Origin of the sequence: Dehalococcoides mccartyi (assembly GCF_001889305.1) — a bacterium.
Classification (GTDB): domain Bacteria; phylum Chloroflexota; class Dehalococcoidia; order Dehalococcoidales; family Dehalococcoidaceae; genus Dehalococcoides; species Dehalococcoides mccartyi_A.
The window spans coordinates 941,744-959,388 of the sequence record NZ_CP013074.1 but is presented as its reverse complement, the minus strand read 5'-3'; the positions used below and the strand labels follow the sequence as shown (position 1 = coordinate 959,388).

Below are 17,645 nucleotides of genomic sequence, written 5' to 3'. Positions count from 1 at the left end.
AATGGACCTCGATTACTATTTATTCAGGACAGGGAAGCGGGAGGGAGAGAATCCCCCGATGACCACATAGTCAACGGATTGAATGGCTCTGAGGGTTAATAGCGAAGGAATATAGGTCGTCAGCGGTTCAAACGATATCCATTTATGTTTTGCCTGGGCTACCTTTAAAAAGTTGATTAAGGCGAAGCAATCGGGAAATGATTTCCCGCCCGTCATGGATATACCCACATAAGCATTGTCCGGGAATACACCCCATTTGCTCAGATTCCAAGGGCATTTTGTCAGGAAATAGAATTGCTGTTCAGGATTAGCCCGGACAATGGAAAATACCGAATCACGTAATGAGCATTCGACTAAACCTGAATCATCAATCGGCAGCCATTTTTTTTCAAATGGGTTGATATCATCTGCGAATAGGTCTCCGGTGAAACAAACGCCTATTCTGGCTCCCGGAGTTTTTACTGTAAATGGTTCATACAGCCGATTAGTATGTACAGTGGGTTCAAAACTACGGCCGAAGCGTTTGGCCATAGCCTTAGCCCAGCACTCAAACTCTGAACCGCCGCCGCCGCAAATTCTCGGATCCTTCCAGTTATTACAGCCGGTAACAAAGTTCCAGCAGTAGTCTAGATATTCAATCTTAGTGCGATTCATTTTGCTGCCTTTACTTCTGGTAAAGCAGGAGATGGGATTAGCTTCCAATAGTAGCCCTCAGGATCGGGAGAAATGAATGATGACAGCGGAACATCTCCACGATTACCAATAAACGAAAGTCTCATAGAGTTTTGAGTATCGCCGGAAATTTTTACGATAAATAAGACAACTTTATATTCTGGACGATAGCAGCACCAGTAAAGGCCTTCGGCCTCGGGTAACTTTTTTGACCAGGCTGCTAATTGGGAAATGTCATCCAAATGTTTTTCTACTGCTTCTTGTTCGCATATTTTCATTTCCTTGTCCATGATTTCTTGAGCTTTATCGATGACATACTGAGGATCTGTGTCCGGTTTGCTGGCAGCCCCTCCGCTGAAGTGATAAATCAGTTTGCTGTATGCATCCATAAGCCAGGAATAATCGGCGAGTTCATTCTTAACTGCTTCTATATCTAAGCTACCGTCTGGTTTGCATACTAAGTCTTTCCAGAAATCCCAATTATTTTCTTGTTTGATCATTTCCCCACCTCCACACAGCAGGCATGCAGTACGTCACCAATTGGCTCGGTTACCAGATCATGTATAATCCGGTAGCGCATAAACCCTACTTCCCCGCACTGTACCAGGCAGCCGCATGCCGGACATTTGTAGTTGTGGTCAGCCTTTACCGGGCAGTACATATAATTCCCCTGGCGATAACGCCGCTGGGACAATTCAATAGATTTAGTCGCTGTGACCATTGCGTTCGGCCTCCTGTCTGTGAGATTCGTTGCGCAGCTTAAGAGCGGTTTCGCGGGCTACATATTCTCCGGCCTCAGTAGGCGGGCAGGTGATAATCTGATATTCAGGCCAGTTACCCTTAAGCCCCGGTATCAGCTTTGAACGGAAACAGACAGCAAAGCAGTCTTCCATACGCCGTACAAACCATGTGCCCGGGCTAGGATCTGTTTTGGGAGTATCGCCGGCAGTCCATTCCCAGCCCGGAGTAGGGGCAGGACGGCCTTGTTCAGTCTCGGTACGTATTTCAGCTAAGATAACCATTCCACTAGTCATTTCCGCGCTTACTCCTCTTAATGTATAAAATCACTCCACATAGCACTACCAATAACACCAAAAATATTACGGTTATGAGTATTAGCAGAGAGATAAACATTTTGGCGCTCATCGCAGTTCCTTCTCTTTGGATTTACCGCCAATTGCCTGTATCCGGTTAAAACCATCGACAACCTTATCAACATAATCCCGCTGACCGGTATGAGAGCGCATTTTGTGGGTTGACTGGCGAGTGAGGTCACCCTTTTTCTTATTGGATTTATAAACCTCTTCTCTACGCCCTTGCCGGTTCTGGTGTGCTGCGCCGGCGGCAGGTTCATTCTTATCGTCAGTCTTCTCGGCATTTTTATCAGTGTTAAAGGATTTCATTCGTCAGTCTCCTGTTCTATCTTATTAAGCACGTGAGTTACATATAAAAATAGGAGTGCCATAATCAAAAAGGCGATGCCCGTTAATGACCCCTCGCTAAACGACCACACTGCGAGGAGAAGATACTCGCCGCCGAGGAACGCGAAAGCATTGGACATTAGAAATCTGAACTTCATGCCTGCACCATCTCCATTTTTTTAGCGGCCATAGTCAGCGTTACCCATGACCCGTAGCCGCCAGAGCACCATTGGCGTACCCAGCAGTTCTCAGCCGTCCAGCCGAACTTAGGGTTTTTTACAGGGAATTCGAGGGCGGCTTTGCGCATGGCATCGGCCGGACTATCAGCTGACCCAGACCACCATTGACCGGTGTGTTCATTCCTGATACGATAAGTTACTTGTTGAGGCATTGCCTCGTACTCCTTTCTGCGTACAGCCTCTTAAGACCTTTAAGGGATTTGTCTTCTCCATGCCAAACTCCTTCATTTGATACTAACGAGGCTGTACGCCCTTGTTTGCTGTTTTGGTATTTAGGTCTACCACCCAGACGACCTATTGCCCGATAGTATTCCGGTCCGTATTTTTGTAAGGTGGAATTACCGCAGGCTGTCTTACTCATTGGTATTGTCTTTCTTAAGATAATCGATGACAGCGATTTCAAGATCAGGGAACGTTTGTACTGTGGCCCTTAACAATGTGATGCCGATTGGACGGCGACCTATGCTTGTTTGTGACCATAGAGGACGAGAGACGGTAACAGAGCTATGGTTATTAAGGAAATCGACGAATTTATTGTCACTTAGCTTTAACTCGGACTGTTTTTTGGTAAGTAGTTTTAGCAAGTTATTCATAGGTACAAATGTACCACTTGGCACAAAACGGGTCAATCGGAAAAGGAAGCAAATGCACCAAGTGGTACAAAATGAACCGCCTGATTGAGCTTACTATCTTGCTTAATCTCTCTATTTTGCGTAATATCAGGTATAATAGTATCTGGTAAAGATAGGTGATTTATGAATAATTTGCCTCAAAAGATACGGAGCTTAAGGATCGCTAAGGGATGGTCTCAGCAACAACTTGCTGATAAGATTGGTGTTCCTAGGACTAATATTAGTCAATTAGAGCAAGGCCGGAGGCCAAATCCCAGTGCTGAGAAGCTAGTAAAATTCGCAAGTGTCTTAGACGTAAATATTAATGAATTTTATGAAGCGATGGGAATACGTAATAATACTGCTCAGGTACCAGAACGTCGGCTTGAAAGTCCTGAAGAAATACTTGAACGATTAAGATTGGCTACTCCAATGAGTATCCCTGTGTATTCTGAATTTAGAGCGCATGCAGGTGATACGGGATTTGCACCAGTTGAATACATTTATCGAACACGTGTACGTGAAGCTCCGCGCCATAATATAGAATCGTATATAGTTAAGGGTAAATGTATGGAACCCAAGATTGAAAATGGTGACATTGTAATTGTGGATAGAGATATGGTTCCTGAGCGTGGAGATATTGTCCTATGCCTTATTGACGATGAACTCAGAGTAGCAAAAATCATTGAACATAATGGAGAATATATCCTTAAGAATGGTGATGGTACTCATTCTGTAAAAGAATGCCAGGCAATAGCTGTAATAATTGAAGTAACCAAGAGGTTAAAACATTAAGGAGGCGGCTAACAGGAGAGTTACTGGTTTTAGCCGTTGGAGCTGATAAGACTGAGGTCCTTGGTTCGAGACCAAGATGGCCCACCATAAAGCCTTCATAAAATCTCTTCGGGAAAGTGTTGAATGAAAATTAATAAATGCAGCGAAGCCCTAAGATTAATGTTAATCTTAGGGCTTTTCCATTTGTATCAAATAGTAGTGTTGTGAAAAAATGCTAAATATCTTGTTTATTTACTCTTTAAATATGGTTTTAGTTACAGATAAGCATTTAATCGTTCTAGATAATGGGCAGATGTCTTGTGTGTACTGCACATTATTAATTGCCTGTTTTGGATATTCATGATGGGTTAGATGAATTTATTTAAGAAGGTTTATTCTTAGATTTAAAGTTTAACAAACCCATTGCGCCTGCGAAACAATATATTGCCAGAACTATAAAAACAGAGCTAATGGAAGAAATCACGCCTGAAAGAACTGTACAAATAATACCCGATACTATCCATAAAACCCAGTGTGATCTTTTCAATGGGTACTCCTTAATGACTATTAGGAATTAATGTACACTTATATGTACAAACAGTCAATATGAGGCCAAGATATCTTATTATTAATTTATTTGAGATACTTTACTCAGCTGTAATGTGTTATTTGGCATGTGTTTTGTATTGAGGCTTTGACTTGCGGCTTCTATAAGAGAGGGGTCATTGGCAAGGTTAAGGCATTTGTTGAAATTTTCCTTAGCTTTATTCGTTTTATTTTTGCCAACAGACAGTGACCCAGATTGAAATATACTCTGGAGTCATTTGGGTTCAACTTGATGGCATAGTTACAGTCCGAGATAGCTTTTGAATACTCTTTCAGGGCGAAATAGGCAAAGCCACGGTTAGTGTAAGCCAAACTGAAGCCTGTGGCATAAGATATGGCTTTGGTATAAAAATTAATGGCTATTCCGAAATTTCCCTGACAGGCTTTATCATTGCCCTGGTTATAAAAATTGACCGCTTCAGACGGATAATTATCCGCCAGGGTAGGGCTGGTTTTTTCCGATATCACCGTCACAGTTTCAATAGGTTCGGTGGTTTTTGTGTTTTTGAGGATAGTCAGTCTGTGGGATACGTTGCCAGCAGGAGCATGTTTTTTTCTTCTGTTTGATGCAGAGCTTCTGAAATTAAGCTGTCAGCCTGTTTTTTAGTCTGCTGATAGCTTTCTGGAGAATAATATCAGCTTCCAAGCGGGCATCTGAAATTGCTTTTGCAGCGTTATTTTCAGAGCATTTCAAAGCTTCATCTACTACAATTTTCACTGTGGCTTCCAATTCCTGTTGGACTTCATCTGTCAAAGTGTTAATACTATGGCGGGATTGGTCACGCAAACGGGAAACAAACTTGACGCTTTCAAGCTCTCTTTTGCGGGATATTTTTCGGCGTGCCTGCTTCAATAAATGCTCTGATTTAATACTGGCTTTTTCAACAACATTTCGGGATTCTTCTTTTATTTTGGCTTTTATTGTTGCTCGAAGTTTAGATGTTTCAGCCAGGCTTTCTCTTTTCGGCAGCTTTGAGCATCTTTCTGATAATCTGCTGGGCTTCATGCCGTGCCTGATTAAGTGATGAGTGCAGTTCGCATTCCATCTGATATTGAAGTTTTAATATTGCCTCTGACTGAATACTTTCAGGATCAAAGGTATTTCCCATAGTGTGCTGTTGTTCATTCGGAATATTTTCTGATTGCGTGGCAATACGAGTAATCTGGTTAGGTGAGGTAAACTGGCATACTGGTTTAATCGGCAGTACGGGTAAAACGGAATTGTCTTCAGGCAGAAGCAAAGGTTGACTGCTATTTACCGGATTTATTGGCTGGGTAATTGCGTTGGGAAAACCACAAAAAGGGCAAACCGGGCTGTTGAACTTGCGGCCGCAACCGGGGCATCCCTCAGATTCCATCAGTGATAACAGATATTTTTGTTTTATAGTATTCTGATTTATCATAATGTGCCTTATCGCTAAAGATAAATTGGTTTCGCAGAGGGTTTATTTACATTGTTAAGTACTTCTACAAAAGCATCTACCACCTTTGGATTGAATTGACTGCCCCTACAGGCCAGAAGTTCTTTTACAGCTGCCTCTTGGCTTAGAGGCTGACGGTACGGACGGAGTGATGTCATAGCGTCATAAGAGTCTGCTACAGCCAGTATCTGGGATGATAGAGGGGTAAGTACTCCTGAGAGCTTATCAGGGTATCCGTTGCCATCGTACCGTTCGTGGTGTTTAATAGCATTCAGTGTGTCGGGGTGAATGCATTTATAGTTTAAGAGTATTTTCCATGTTTCAAGCGGATGATTTTTTATATTGACAGATTGAGGTTCACAAAACGGGTCTATCATATTTATTTCATTTCCGCTCAGGTTTATATATCCCAAATTCATCGGCAAAGCGGCAGTTCCTAAGACTGGCAGGTCGTATATGCCATATCCTGCCCGTTTACCCAGAAGCATGCAAATTCCGGCTACTTTTACGAGATATACAAATTGGTATACTTTGGCTTTTAATTTCAGATTTAAATTTGGTTCACCAATGAGTTCAGGGAAAAGTTCGCCTGCCATTTAATATATGGGGTCAAATCCCTTATCAATCATTTTTTCACTGATTTCAGCCCCACCCCGCATTTCAGTAAAAAGTTCACGCAATTCTATTGATAAAGTTGCTTCAATGAGAGGTGAGTACAAACACTGGACGGGTATATCCAGCATGTTAGAGTTATGGACCAGTATTTCCTTCATTCCATAACTCTGCAGGACCTGTATATATTCTTCGGAAAGTTTCATGCCATTGCCATAAATCAGGCGGCCTCATTGATCGAACAGGTTTTGCCCTAAGACCATTCCGGGTTTCAACATATCCAGATGTAATCTTTGCATCAGTTTCGTTTTATACCTGCATAAATATTATGATTAAATATACTTGCGGGCAATTGTTATAGGTATAATATTTGTGAGCCTGCCGTATAAAACCTGTTCATTAGAATGAGTCGAAAAAAGTTTTTGCATTGGCTGAATATGTACTTTTAAAAGCCTCAGAAATAGGGGTAATATAAAAGTATGGATAACAATAATGGTATCGGAAAAGAATTATCGGCGGATCAGCGTGTCAAAGTTTTTAACGTGCTGAAAACCCGTTTTGAACAAAATACGAACCGCCATAAAGGTTTTGAATGGGGTGAGATAGAAAAAAGGCTGGCGGCAAATGCTGAAAAGCTGTGGTCACTAAATGAAATGGAAAAATCCGGCGGTGAACCGGATGTGATTGACTATGATAAGGCAACAGGTGAATATATATTTTATGATTGTTCAGCCGAAAGCCCCGAAGGACGCCGCAAAATGTGTTATGACGGTGAGGCAGCCAAAAAACGGGCAGCACCCGGCGGTAACGTTGTGGATGCGGCACAGGACATGGGTATTGAGCTTTTAACAGAGGGGCAATACCGCCAATTGCAGGAATACGGTAATTTTGACACCAAGACCGAGAGCTGGCTAAAAACGCCGCCTGATATCAGAAAACTGGGCGGGGCTGTTTTTGCTGATTATCGTTACGGGCATGTTTTTGTTTTTCATAACAGCGCCACTTCATGGTATAGCAGCAGAGGATTTCGCGGTTTGCTGAGGGTTTAATTTCTATAAAATAAGGCAGATTTGATGCTGGCGGTTATTACGGGGAAACCTAATTTTCATAGACAACAGCAATATTACGGGGTAAAGTTATAGTGTGCAGATTTGAATGTTTCGGATAAAAAGCTGACATAACTGTAAATAATTGTGTATTATCAAGATTATTCAACTCTCTGGATATCAGGATAAATATATATGAATGACAAAAGGCTGGACTTAGAAGCTTCCGAACTGCGATACCGCCGCCTTTTCGAAACCGCCCAAGACGGTATTCTTATTGTTGATGTATTATCCGGTAAAGTAACTGATATCAACCCATTTTTGTTAAATATGCTGGGATACACTCAGAAAGAAATTCTGGATAAAAGAATCTGGGAAATTAGTGTATTCCAAAATATAGCTTCCAGCCGCAAAGCTTTTGACGATCTGCAAAGAAAAGACTATATCCGCTATGATGATTTTCCGCTTCTGACAAAAAACGGTAAAGTGCAGGAGGTTGAATTTACCAGTAATATTTACCGGGTGGGTGAAGAGAAAATCCTCCAGTGCAATTTTCGGGATATTACAGACCGGAAATTGGCCGAAGAAGAATTACGCAAAACCGAGGAACGCTATCGGGAGTTTTATCAAAAATCACCAATTGGCTATCAATCACTGGATTCCGAAGGCCGTTTTATAGAGATAAATCAAGCCTGGCTTGATGATATGGGATACCAACGGGACGAGGTTATCGGGCACTGGTTCGGGGATTTTTTACTGCCTGACCAGGTGGAGCTTTTTAGACAGCGTTTTCCCGTTTTCAAAGCTACCGGCAATGCCTCAACTGAGTTTTATATGAGCCGAAAAAATGGTTCAGTAGTGCTGATGGCATTCAGCGGGAAAATAGCCCGTGATGCTAAAGGAAATTTTAAACAAACACATTGTACGTTGCAGGATATCACCCAAAAGCATTTAGCGGAAGAAGCTATCAAGGAAAACCAGCGTAAGTATAAAGCTCTTTTTGAAAGTATAAGCGATGCGGTTTTTGTCTGCTATATTGAAAGCCGCAAATGGTCTGATGAATTTGTTGAGCTGAATAAAATGGCATCTTCCATGCTGGGGTATGAACATGAAGAACTGCTGAAAATATCTGCAAAAAATCTGTTTTTTTACGCTTCATCCGGTCTCCTGTTAAAAGAGACTACTGATGACCTGTATGCGCAGCATATGATAACCCGTGAGTCAAATCTGAGGCATAAAGATGGACATATTATCCCTGTGGAAATAACATTCCATTTATTTGATTTGCAGGGCCGACCGGCGGTGTTGACTCTGGCCCACGATATCAGCAACCGTAAAATAGCTGCCTATGAACTGGAACAAAGCCATAGCCGTTTGATAAAAGCCGAACAGGTAGCCGGGTTCGGGTATTGGGAGTTTGATTTGTCAAGCGGGTTGGTGAATCCATCTGAAGGAGCCAGAGCGATATATGGCTTGACAGAAGATACAGTGACCATTTCTTTTGTTCAGATGATACCTGTCCCAGAATACCGTGCCTTTTTGGATACGGCGTTAAATAACCTGATTACCCAAAATATTCCGTATGATATCGAGTTCAAAATTAAGCGTCCTTCCGATGGGGCTATCTTATATATACACTCTATAGCAGAGTTTGACCCTGAGCGGAATGTGGTTTTCGGGACTATACAGGATATTACTAAAAGAAAACAGGCTGAAGAATTGCTCCGTGTCAGTGAAGCCAGATTCCGCTCAACTTTTGACCAGTCACCCATAGGTGCTGCAATATATGATTCGGATTTAAAATACCGTCAGGTAAATGATAAATTCTGCCGGATGTTAGGGTACTCTGATAAAGAGCTTAATAGTTTGACAGTACGAGATATCACTTATACAGATGATTTAGATCAGGATATAGACCAATTAAATCACCTGAAAAACGGGGATATAAACCGTTATGAAACAGATAAAAGATATCTCCACAAAAATGGCAGTATTTTCTGGGCACATATTTCAGTTGCGATTATCAAGGATTCAGATGGTAACTTTTTATATTATCTGGCTATGATTATGGATATTACCGCACGCAAAGAAGCCGAAGATGCACTGCAAAAGTACAAACTAATTGCTGAAGACAGCCGGGATATTATCCTTTTTATGGATAGAATAACAGGACAAATATTGGAAGCTAACAATGCAGCTGTAAAAGCTTATGGGTATAGCCGTAAAGAACTGTTGACCATGAAAATACAGGACCTGCGTAACCCACAGGCTAAAATGCTTACCGAAAAGCAGATTGATTATGCTTATGCTCACGGTATGCTTTTTGAAACTTCCCATATGCGTAAAGACGGTAGTATTTTCCCGGTAGAGGTCAGTTCACGCGGAGCAGATATTGAAGGCACAACAACCCTGATAAATATTATCCGTGATACCACTGCAAGGAAGCAGGCTGAAAATGCACTTAATGAAAGCTTGCAAAATTATCAGGTGCTTTTTAACAGTGTTACGGATGCTATTTTAGTGCATCAGCCTGAAGCAGATTATTCAGTCGGGAAATTTATAGAAGTAAATGATGCTGCCATGTCAATGTTGGGCTACAACCGGAAAGAACTGCTGCAAATTACTCCGGCGGAAATTTTACTGGATGGTAAATATCGGATAGATGAAGCCCCCGATGTTATAAGAAACGTGGAGCAAAGCAATGAAGTGGTAGCTGAGTATACACTGGTAACCAAAAAAGGCGAATTAATCCCAGTGGAATTGCATTCACGTATGTTTGAACTTGGTGGTAAGCGTACTGTTATTACACTTGCCAGAGATATACGCGAACGTAAAAAGCTGGAAGAGGAACAGAAAAAACTGCGTTACCAGTCAGAGATGTCCAGCCGTTTGGCGGCAGTAGGCGAAATGGCGGCTGGCATTGCACATGAGATAAATAACCCTCTCACCGGGGTAATAGGTTTTGCCTCTATACTTATGGAAAGGGAAGATTTACCAAGAGATGTAATGGAGCAGCTACAGATAATAAATTCCGGCAGCCAAAGGGTAGTAGATATTGTAAAGCGTATGCTTACGTTTGCCCGTCAAGCCAAACCGGTCAGACATCAGGTAAATATTACCGAACTTATTGATAATACTTTGGAGTTACGCAGTTATGTGCTTAAAACTGCCAATATAGCTGTGATAAAGCAATATGAGCCTGATCTGCCGTTATTGACGGTTGACCCCGGCCAGATGCAGCAGGTAATTTTAAACTTGATACTGAATGCAGAGTATTCTATGAAAAAAGCTCATGAAAAAGGTACTCTGAATATCTCTGTCAGCAGAGCAGGTGATAGGGTGAAACTGTCTTTCCGTGATGACGGGTTGGGTATGCCGCCTGAAATACTGGCAAAACTATTCCAGCCGTTTTTTACTACCAAAGAACCCGGTGAAGGTACCGGTTTGGGTCTAAGCCTGTCACATGGCATTATTCTGGAACATGGGGGTACTATTCGGGGTGAGAGTACATCCGGTGAAGGAGCTGAATTCATTATTGAACTGCCGGTAATGACTTCAGATAGAATGCATGCAGTTACTGACCCAAATGCTGCGGTTCAAAGTCCAACCCAAAAAGCATCAATACTGGTAATTGATGATGAAGCTACAATTCGGACACTGATACGGATTGTGCTTGTTCAGGATAGTTACAAAGTGGATGAGTGTGCCGTGCCTCAGGAAGCTATGTCCATGATTGAAAAAAATAGATACGATGCAATTCTCTTAGATATACGTATGCCCGGGGTGAGTGGCATTGAACTTTATTCAGAGATAATTGCCAAATGGCCAAAATTGACTAAACGGGTTATCTTTATTACCGGTGATACATCCAGTGAGCTTCTGATTAACCATGATATCCCGTGTATTAAAAAGCCGTTTAATATTGCAGTGTTAAAAAGTGCACTGGCCAAGATACTTTCAAAAGCAGACTGATATAAATTTTGTCTGAATATTAGAGCCGTCATATGCGATGCTGAAAGAGTATGCAAGCCTGTGTTTCGACTGGGGCTTTTTTATGAACAAAACATTTCCTCATTTTAAGAAAAAGGGGTAAAATATTTTCTGTTATTTCGGTAAAAGCAATACTATTTTGGTAATGGCGTTTACCCTGTAATAGTTCCCGCTATATTAGGAGGAGCAAGTGGTTATACGTAACCCCGAATATGAAACGCTGCCCAGACAGCAGCTGGACCTGCTGCAGTTGAAAAGGCTTAAAGAAACAGTCTCTTATATCTATGAAAGAAATACGTTTTACCGCCAGAGTATGAACAAATTGGGGGTAAAACCCGCAGATATTAAAACCCTGAAAGATATTGCCCGGCTGCCTTTCACCAGTAAAGAAGATTTCCGTCAGAATTATCCTTTCGGGTTATGCTGTGTGCCAAAAAATGAGATATCCCGTATTCAATCCTCTTCTGGCACTACAGGTAAACCGGTAATCGCCCCCTATACTGCTAAAGATGTGGATACCTGGGCTGAACTGGTAGCCCGCTCCTTAAGCTGCGCCGGTGTTGTGCCAGAAGATATCCTGCAAAATGCCTACGGGTACGGACTTTTTACCGGCGGTTTGGGTATTCATTACGGGGCGGAGAAAATGGGGGTGGCGGTAGTTCCAGCTTCTACCGGCAACACAAAACGGCAGCTTATGCTGCTTCAGGATTTAGGTACCACCGTGATTACCTGCACCCCGTCTTATGCTCTGATAATGTATGAAGCCGGTAGCGAAATGGGACTGGATTTCCATAATTCGTCGCTCAAGCTTGGCATTATGGGTGCCGAGCCATGGAGTGAAAATATGCGCCGTGAGATAGAAACCAAACTGGGTATTACTGCCCTGAATATATATGGCTTGACTGAAATAACCGGACCGGGTGTAGCTATGGAATGTCCCGAGAAGTGCGGCTTACACATCTGGGAGGATAATTTTCTGGTCGAAATAATAAACCCTGAAACAGGTGAAGTGCTTCCGTATGGCCAGAAAGGTGAACTGGTAATCACTACCATCAATAAAGAGGCCCAGCCGGTACTGCGTTTCAGGACAAAAGATATTACCAGTCTGATGCCCGAAAAATGCGGCTGCGGCAGGACTATGGTACGTATGTCCCAAATTACCGGCCGCAGTGATGACATGATACGGGTTAGAGGTGTTTCAGTATTCCCCTCGCAGATTGAGAGTGTATTGCTTACTGTAGAGGGTATCGAACCCCATTACCAGATAATAGTGGACAGACACAATGCCTTTGCCTCGGACGAATTGGAAATATGGGTGGAGGTTTCCGAAGGCATTTTCTCTGATGAGATGTCCCGCTTGAATGCCCTTCAGAAAAAACTTCAGGCCGAACTGGATAGTGTGCTGGGGATACGCGCCAAAATAAAACTGGTTGAATCGCGTACCCTAGCCAGAACTGAAGGCAAGGCAAAAAGGATTATTGACCGTTCCGAATTACCTGAAAACAGGTAGCAACAGGAGGAAGAGGAAAATGATGATAAAACAGGTTTCCGTTTTTGTGGAAAATAAACCAGGGCGGCTGTCTGCCATACTTAAGGCTATGGATAAATCAAAAATAAATATCCGGGCATTATCCGTCAGCGAAACAGACGAGTTTGGAATTGTGCGTATGATTCTGGATAATCCGGATAACGGGGCTGAAGCCCTGAAAGCCGCTGGATTCACCAGCCGTACTGATATGATGGTTACCGCTGAGATCCCGGATATTCCCAGCGGACTTTTAAAAACAGTAGTTGAGCCTCTCAGCAAGGCAGATATAAATATAGATTATTTTTACGCCTTTTTGGACTCCACACCGGGTAAGGCCAGGATTGTACTTAAGGTAAGCAACCCGGAAAAGGCGGAGACAATTTTAGCCTGATTCTGATACATAAATATGGTACATATCCCGTCCATTATGCGGCGGGATATGTATTTGACAGGGCGATGATGACGGTAAGCTAATTTACATAAAAAAAATTATTTTGACCTTAGCTATGAGTAGCTTAAATAATAAATATTTATAAATTGTATAATACTATCAGGATGTGCTAGAGGAGGAGGAAAGCAGTGAACCAACCAACAAAAGGCAGTCACGAGATCTTAAGCAAGCCCCTGCCCCAGATACTGGACGAAATTGACGGCAGTATTATCCGGGCAGAACAGGCCGCCGCTGATGCCAGAAAGGCAGCTGAAGAAGCGCGCAGGGCCGGCGAAGAAGCAGCCGAAGCTGTTATGAAAAAGATCCGCAACGTCTTTAACAAGATGGTGGAAGACATTACTACAGAGCTTGCCACCCATGAAAACAAAACCCAGAAATAACACGGTTAACCCAAAGCTGAATTAGAAAGCTACCCGGCTCCCCTAAAAGGAGCCGGTTTTTTATTTGGGGAAATTTTAAATATACATTTGCTTTGAGCAGTCAAGTAACAATGCATTTCAGGGCTGAAAACTGGCAAAATAAAGCTGTTATTAGCTATATTCCGCTCTGTATATATAAAATCGGGATTTAAAAAAAACAGTTTTAGGGTATAATAAAAAAATAATATTATCCGGAGGGTTACATGTCTGATATCGATCTAATTTGCGAGTTGTTGGCTGATGCCAAAGTCTTCACCGAGACGGAGACAGGTCTCAAACGTTATATATGTGCCAAGTGCCCTAACGACGGATTTGAGGCACAGGTGTCACGGGTGGAGAAAAATGATACCACTGTTTTATCAGTGGAAAAGGCTGCATTCTATTGCCCTATCTGCAACAGTGAGTTTGTAGCTTCTGCCAAGGATATGTATTTCGGATAGAAAAAGGCTGGTGTGGCCGGGGGTAATGAAGAAACTTAGATGCAGCTTAATTATCTAAAAAGGGTTTACCGTTATCTGCAAAAGCAGATACGTGAACTTAAAACACACTGGAAGCTGTATGTTTTTCAAAGCTTTCTGGCCACGCTTGTACTCTTTATAATAGCCTTGACCCTTAGTATAGAAAATGCGGTAGTCATTGCTTCCATTGCTTCTACCGCCTTCATTGTCTTTACTCAACCCAGTTCCCCTCCGGCAGTACCACGCCGCATATTCTGGGGACATATACTGGGTTTTTGTATTGGTTGTCTGGTAAATTTGATACCTCACCACTGTATGCTGACAGATGCCCTTGTTTATGCTATGGCAGTGGGGTTTTGTATTTTCCTGATGGTAGTTATGAACTTGAAACATGCCCCGGCGGCCGGTACGGCACTGGGTGTGGCTATAACCGGATTTAGCCCCGGGGTATTTATTGCAGTGGTTACCAGTGCCCTGGTACTGTCTATGGCTCAGAGCCGAATGAAGGGCTTTTTAAAAGATCTGGCTTGAACTCTTCCTTGGAGATGATTTCTTGGGACACGGGGTTGGGGATACCTGAAATCAGGATTACCCTGTTATGGCTGAGTTTGACTGCATTTTTAGGGCAGCGCTTTAAACACTCTCCGCAGCGTACGCATTCCGAATTATCTAATTTAAGCTCTTTGCCGCTGCCGTTTATAACTCCGTATTCGCAATACGTTTTTTGGCAAATGCCGCAATGTTTGCAGGAAGTGCCAAACTTTAGTTTGAAATATGATAGTTTGCTCAACAGTCCCAGAAATGCCCCCAACGGGCATAAATAGCGGCACCAAAAACCGGATATAAAGATAGACCCCGTGAGAACTAGACCTAGAAAAATCCCGGTAAACCAGTTGAAATCAAAATTGAAAAGGGCTTTGAACGGGTCTATATGAGCAAACACTGTGGTACCTGTTATCAGTACCGCAGCTATAAGGGCGAATAAAAATATATATTTTATAAAACCAAGATAATGGTTCAGCTTTGCGTTTATCTTTATGCCCGTTTCTTTCCGGTAGATAAAATTTTGCAGTGCTCCCATTGGGCATACCCAGCCGCAAAATATTCTTCCCCAGAAAAGAGTGGTAATTACGGGGATAAAGAGAAGTATGTACTGAACCATATAAATCTTCATTTCCCCGGTATGCAAGAGTACACTTTGAAGCGAACCAATGGCACAGGGACAGCCTCCCACAAAAAAACCCAGATAAAATAATGAAACCGCCATCAGAATAGGGCGGTTTTTCCGCCAGCCTTTCAGAAAACTGATAGTACCGGCCGACATAAGGGCTATATAAGCTAGCATGTACGGCTCACTTAATGCCTGATATATCGCTTCCATCCATCCCAGTTCTTGTTCGGCAGGAGTATTTGTCTGCGTATTTATAATGTCTGCGGGTAGTATGGTGGGTATTAGATTTTCATCCGGAGGGTCAGTCACTGCGGGAATGGTATCTGACGGCAAAGCTACAGATACATCTGCCGATGCAGACTGTATGGTTATTTTTACACTGGCAGTATCTCCTCCTTTGGTGCATTCCCGTACCACCGTGATTGTACCTGTTCCGCTGTTTCCCAGCTTGACTATCAAAGTGGCTTGATAGAGCGAATTATTTATTTTGTTCCAGTCGGTTTGGCTGACCAGTGTCATATTGGTCAGGGTGATATCTGTCTGGCTGATTGGCACTGTGCAGACACGGTGGGTCAATGCCACATTTACCGTAAGGCTTATTTCGCTGCCGCTTGCACCGCTAGGCACTGCTGGTAAAATAGATATATCACAGGCTAGTATGGGATTAGGTGTGGACAGCAGAATTGTTACCGCCAGAAAAAATCCTGCAATTGCGGCAGAAAGGTGTTTAAAAGGATTTTTGAACATGTTTATAGTCTAGCGGGCGGCTGTGCAGGGGTTATGAATATATTATGGAGAATTTATGAAGCTGGCAAACTGCTAAAAGAACTATAAGAAATAAAAGACGATCTGTTTATTTGAATATGCTGGAAAATGGTAGTAAAGTATAAAACACATGCTGGACATGCAGGCTGTCCGGCATTCGCTATTTTGTCCCAGAGTTAAAGATGAATTCTTTTTGGTTTTCTCCATCATACTTGAAAACCCGTCTAAAGACAGGGTTGATAGACCGCTTTGACCGCGGGGTTTGGATACTGACCCTTATCGGGTTGATAAACAGTGCCGCATTTTCCCTGTCACTGCCGTTTATTTCGCTATACCTCTACCAGGAACGGGGACTTTCCATGACTCAAGTAGGTTTGGTTATCCTGCTTAGCGGATTTGCATCGGCTATTATCCAGATGATTGCAGGAGCTTTGGCGGATACTTTCGGGAGAAAACCGGTGATGCTGTTAACTTCAGTTGCCAGTGCCGTTATCTACGGGGCTATGACGATATTTATCGGGTTTGATGTACCCGTTATGATGATTATTCTAACCTATATACTGCTGCGTTGTGCTTTAATGGCTACCCGCCCTGCTTCACAGGCTATGATTGCAGACCTTACCCCCAAAGACCGTCTGACGGAAACTTACGGAATAGTACGTATTGGTAACAACCTGGGATGGGCTATTGGGCCGATGCTGGGGGGATTTTTGCTCATCGGGCTTCCTTATGCCTATCTGTTTGGCGTGGGGGCAATCGTTTGCCTAATAACCTTGTATATAATTTCAAAATATATCAAAGAATCCATATCAAATTCGGTGGAATGGGTCAGCCTGACCAAAATATTTTCGGCCGGCAAGGACAGGGCATTTCTCTGGTTTACCATTTTGAGCATACTTTTATTCATAGTAGTAGGGCAATTTATCAGTACCCTTTCTGTTTTTACAGTTGACCGCCTGCACTTTTCGGAGGCTGATTATGGCATGCTGCTTACTTTGAATGGGCTGATGGTGTTTGCCCTGCAATTACCGGTTACCCGGATTTTGCATAACGTCTCTAAGTCGCATGTAGTAGTCATGGGCAGTTTGATTTATGCTGCCGGGTATCTGATGTTTGCCTGGACATCCAGTCTTGGTATGGCTTTCCTGGCTATGAGTGTTATCACTATGGGCGAAATAGTTTTTGCACCTACTACTCTGGCGGTGGTTGGAGATCTTTCTCCGCCCCAGCAGAGGGGAAGATATATGGGATTTTATGGTTTATCCGAAATGCTGGGGTTTTCACTTGGCCCTATGGTAGGCGGTGCTTTGCTTGATGCTCACCCTGACAGTGCTTTATCGGTTTGGGGTACTCTGGCGGCTCTGGCTTTGCTTTCGGCTGTGGGTTTTTATATCTGGGGTAGATTAATTCGTAAGACCGTCAGTCTTAATGGACAGTCTCTAAGCCGCTATTAATTTTCCG

The 17,645-nt window shown here is 42.8% G+C and carries 21 protein-coding genes; 9 read left to right on the top strand and 12 right to left on the bottom strand.

The annotated features are described in order from the left end of the window. Positions 1-15: 15 nt before the first annotated feature. The 6 genes from ASJ33_RS05220 to ASJ33_RS05190 all read right to left on the bottom strand — a co-directional run bounded on the left by ASJ33_RS05220 (position 16) and on the right by ASJ33_RS05190 (position 2,484). Positions 16-654, bottom strand: coding sequence for a DUF5131 family protein (locus ASJ33_RS05220; RefSeq protein ID WP_072555692.1), 639 nt, complete (start codon positions 652-654; stop codon positions 16-18). Continuing rightward, positions 651-1,172, bottom strand: coding sequence for a hypothetical protein (locus tag ASJ33_RS05215; RefSeq protein ID WP_072555690.1), 522 nt, complete (start codon positions 1,170-1,172; stop codon positions 651-653). The genes ASJ33_RS05220 and ASJ33_RS05215 overlap by 4 nt, the downstream gene beginning before the upstream one ends. After that, positions 1,169-1,393: a hypothetical protein gene (locus ASJ33_RS05210; RefSeq protein WP_072555688.1), complete on the bottom strand. Its 225-nt coding sequence runs from the start codon at positions 1,391-1,393 to the stop codon at positions 1,169-1,171. Before ASJ33_RS05210 ends, ASJ33_RS05215 begins: the two co-directional genes overlap by 4 nt. Continuing rightward, positions 1,377-1,706, bottom strand: a complete 330-nt coding sequence (locus ASJ33_RS05205; protein ID WP_155760394.1) for a hypothetical protein — start codon at positions 1,704-1,706, stop codon at positions 1,377-1,379. The genes ASJ33_RS05210 and ASJ33_RS05205 overlap by 17 nt, the downstream gene beginning before the upstream one ends. A gap of 108 nt (positions 1,707-1,814) precedes the next feature. Then, entirely contained in the window at positions 1,815-2,075 is a 261-nt protein-coding gene (locus ASJ33_RS05200; protein WP_072555684.1) for a hypothetical protein, read from the bottom strand. A 172-nt stretch (positions 2,076-2,247) separates the two neighbouring features. Next, a complete protein-coding gene (locus ASJ33_RS05190; RefSeq protein WP_072555680.1) occupies positions 2,248-2,484 on the bottom strand; it encodes a hypothetical protein in 237 nt (78 codons plus the stop codon). Positions 2,485-3,087: 603 nt separating this feature from the next. Between ASJ33_RS05190 and ASJ33_RS05180 the strand changes: the two genes are divergently transcribed. Further along, complete coding sequence (locus ASJ33_RS05180) at positions 3,088-3,738, top strand: XRE family transcriptional regulator (protein WP_058292952.1); 651 nt, start codon at positions 3,088-3,090, stop codon at positions 3,736-3,738. A gap of 687 nt (positions 3,739-4,425) precedes the next feature. Here the strand turns inward: ASJ33_RS05180 and ASJ33_RS05175 are convergent. From ASJ33_RS05175 to ASJ33_RS05155, 5 genes are all read right to left on the bottom strand, one after another. Beyond that, entirely contained in the window at positions 4,426-4,797 is a 372-nt protein-coding gene (locus ASJ33_RS05175; RefSeq protein WP_158407978.1) for a tetratricopeptide repeat protein, read from the bottom strand. Positions 4,798-4,906: 109 nt separating this feature from the next. Further along, positions 4,907-5,176, bottom strand: a complete 270-nt coding sequence (locus ASJ33_RS08400; protein ID WP_041330987.1) for a hypothetical protein — start codon at positions 5,174-5,176, stop codon at positions 4,907-4,909. A gap of 91 nt (positions 5,177-5,267) precedes the next feature. After that, entirely contained in the window at positions 5,268-5,726 is a 459-nt protein-coding gene (locus ASJ33_RS05165) for a hypothetical protein (protein ID WP_041330985.1), read from the bottom strand. Between the two features lie 14 nt (positions 5,727-5,740). Continuing rightward, positions 5,741-6,340 carry an HD-GYP domain-containing protein gene (locus ASJ33_RS05160; RefSeq protein WP_023652424.1) on the bottom strand — a complete coding sequence of 200 codons (600 nt, stop codon included), beginning with the start codon at positions 6,338-6,340 and terminating at the stop codon, positions 5,741-5,743. Beyond that, positions 6,341-6,517, bottom strand: coding sequence for a hypothetical protein (locus ASJ33_RS05155; protein WP_155760393.1), 177 nt, complete (start codon positions 6,515-6,517; stop codon positions 6,341-6,343). 318 nt (positions 6,518-6,835) lie between these two features. Here ASJ33_RS05155 and ASJ33_RS05150 point away from each other — a divergent pair, with 318 nt between their 5' ends. The 7 genes from ASJ33_RS05150 to ASJ33_RS05120 all read left to right on the top strand — a co-directional run bounded on the left by ASJ33_RS05150 (position 6,836) and on the right by ASJ33_RS05120 (position 14,779). Beyond that, positions 6,836-7,405, top strand: a complete 570-nt coding sequence (locus ASJ33_RS05150; protein WP_023652422.1) for a DUF4256 domain-containing protein — start codon at positions 6,836-6,838, stop codon at positions 7,403-7,405. A 192-nt stretch (positions 7,406-7,597) separates the two neighbouring features. Beyond that, positions 7,598-11,374: a PAS domain S-box protein gene (locus ASJ33_RS05145; RefSeq protein WP_023652421.1), complete on the top strand. Its 3,777-nt coding sequence runs from the start codon at positions 7,598-7,600 to the stop codon at positions 11,372-11,374. A gap of 208 nt (positions 11,375-11,582) precedes the next feature. Next, positions 11,583-12,902, top strand: coding sequence for a phenylacetate--CoA ligase family protein (locus ASJ33_RS05140; RefSeq protein WP_023652420.1), 1,320 nt, complete (start codon positions 11,583-11,585; stop codon positions 12,900-12,902). A 19-nt stretch (positions 12,903-12,921) separates the two neighbouring features. Beyond that, positions 12,922-13,311 (top strand): ACT domain-containing protein, encoded by a 390-nt coding sequence (locus ASJ33_RS05135; RefSeq protein ID WP_012882161.1) that lies wholly within the window; start codon positions 12,922-12,924, stop codon positions 13,309-13,311. A gap of 188 nt (positions 13,312-13,499) precedes the next feature. Next, positions 13,500-13,751: a hypothetical protein gene (locus ASJ33_RS05130; protein ID WP_023652419.1), complete on the top strand. Its 252-nt coding sequence runs from the start codon at positions 13,500-13,502 to the stop codon at positions 13,749-13,751. 242 nt (positions 13,752-13,993) lie between these two features. After that, positions 13,994-14,230 (top strand): hypothetical protein, encoded by a 237-nt coding sequence (locus ASJ33_RS05125; protein ID WP_012882160.1) that lies wholly within the window; start codon positions 13,994-13,996, stop codon positions 14,228-14,230. A gap of 39 nt (positions 14,231-14,269) precedes the next feature. After that, on the top strand, positions 14,270-14,779 hold the full coding sequence (locus tag ASJ33_RS05120) for an HPP family protein (RefSeq protein ID WP_041330980.1): 510 nt from the start codon (positions 14,270-14,272) through the stop codon (positions 14,777-14,779). Here the strand turns inward: ASJ33_RS05120 and ASJ33_RS05115 are convergent. Continuing rightward, positions 14,733-16,166: a 4Fe-4S binding protein gene (locus tag ASJ33_RS05115; RefSeq protein WP_041330978.1), complete on the bottom strand. Its 1,434-nt coding sequence runs from the start codon at positions 16,164-16,166 to the stop codon at positions 14,733-14,735. The two genes, ASJ33_RS05120 and ASJ33_RS05115, sit on opposite strands and share 47 nt — an antisense overlap. Before the next feature lie 200 nt (positions 16,167-16,366). On the opposite strand from ASJ33_RS05115, the gene ASJ33_RS05110 reads away from it, so the two are divergent. Further along, positions 16,367-17,638: an MDR family MFS transporter gene (locus ASJ33_RS05110; RefSeq protein WP_012882157.1), complete on the top strand. Its 1,272-nt coding sequence runs from the start codon at positions 16,367-16,369 to the stop codon at positions 17,636-17,638. Positions 17,639-17,645: the final 7 nt, after the last annotated feature.

Coding starts and splice junctions, on each gene's coding strand:
- ASJ33_RS05215 (WP_072555690.1), bottom strand. CDS start 1,172: ATGATCAAACAAGAAAATAATTGGGATTTCTGGAAAGACTTAGTATGC.
- ASJ33_RS05165 (WP_041330985.1), bottom strand. CDS start 5,726: ATGATAAATCAGAATACTATAAAACAAAAATATCTGTTATCACTGATG.
- ASJ33_RS05200 (WP_072555684.1), bottom strand. CDS start 2,075: ATGAAATCCTTTAACACTGATAAAAATGCCGAGAAGACTGACGATAAG.
- ASJ33_RS05180 (WP_058292952.1), top strand. CDS start 3,088: ATGAATAATTTGCCTCAAAAGATACGGAGCTTAAGGATCGCTAAGGGA.
- ASJ33_RS05115 (WP_041330978.1), bottom strand. CDS start 16,166: ATGTTCAAAAATCCTTTTAAACACCTTTCTGCCGCAATTGCAGGATTT.
- ASJ33_RS05150 (WP_023652422.1), top strand. CDS start 6,836: ATGGATAACAATAATGGTATCGGAAAAGAATTATCGGCGGATCAGCGT.
- ASJ33_RS05110 (WP_012882157.1), top strand. CDS start 16,367: ATGAATTCTTTTTGGTTTTCTCCATCATACTTGAAAACCCGTCTAAAG.
- ASJ33_RS05220 (WP_072555692.1), bottom strand. CDS start 654: ATGAATCGCACTAAGATTGAATATCTAGACTACTGCTGGAACTTTGTT.
- ASJ33_RS05125 (WP_012882160.1), top strand. CDS start 13,994: ATGTCTGATATCGATCTAATTTGCGAGTTGTTGGCTGATGCCAAAGTC.
- ASJ33_RS05190 (WP_072555680.1), bottom strand. CDS start 2,484: ATGCCTCAACAAGTAACTTATCGTATCAGGAATGAACACACCGGTCAA.
- ASJ33_RS05210 (WP_072555688.1), bottom strand. CDS start 1,393: ATGGTCACAGCGACTAAATCTATTGAATTGTCCCAGCGGCGTTATCGC.
- ASJ33_RS05120 (WP_041330980.1), top strand. CDS start 14,270: ATGCAGCTTAATTATCTAAAAAGGGTTTACCGTTATCTGCAAAAGCAG.
- ASJ33_RS05160 (WP_023652424.1), bottom strand. CDS start 6,340: ATGGCAGGCGAACTTTTCCCTGAACTCATTGGTGAACCAAATTTAAAT.
- ASJ33_RS05205 (WP_155760394.1), bottom strand. CDS start 1,706: ATGACTAGTGGAATGGTTATCTTAGCTGAAATACGTACCGAGACTGAA.
- ASJ33_RS05135 (WP_012882161.1), top strand. CDS start 12,922: ATGATGATAAAACAGGTTTCCGTTTTTGTGGAAAATAAACCAGGGCGG.
- ASJ33_RS05145 (WP_023652421.1), top strand. CDS start 7,598: ATGAATGACAAAAGGCTGGACTTAGAAGCTTCCGAACTGCGATACCGC.
- ASJ33_RS05155 (WP_155760393.1), bottom strand. CDS start 6,517: ATGAAGGAAATACTGGTCCATAACTCTAACATGCTGGATATACCCGTC.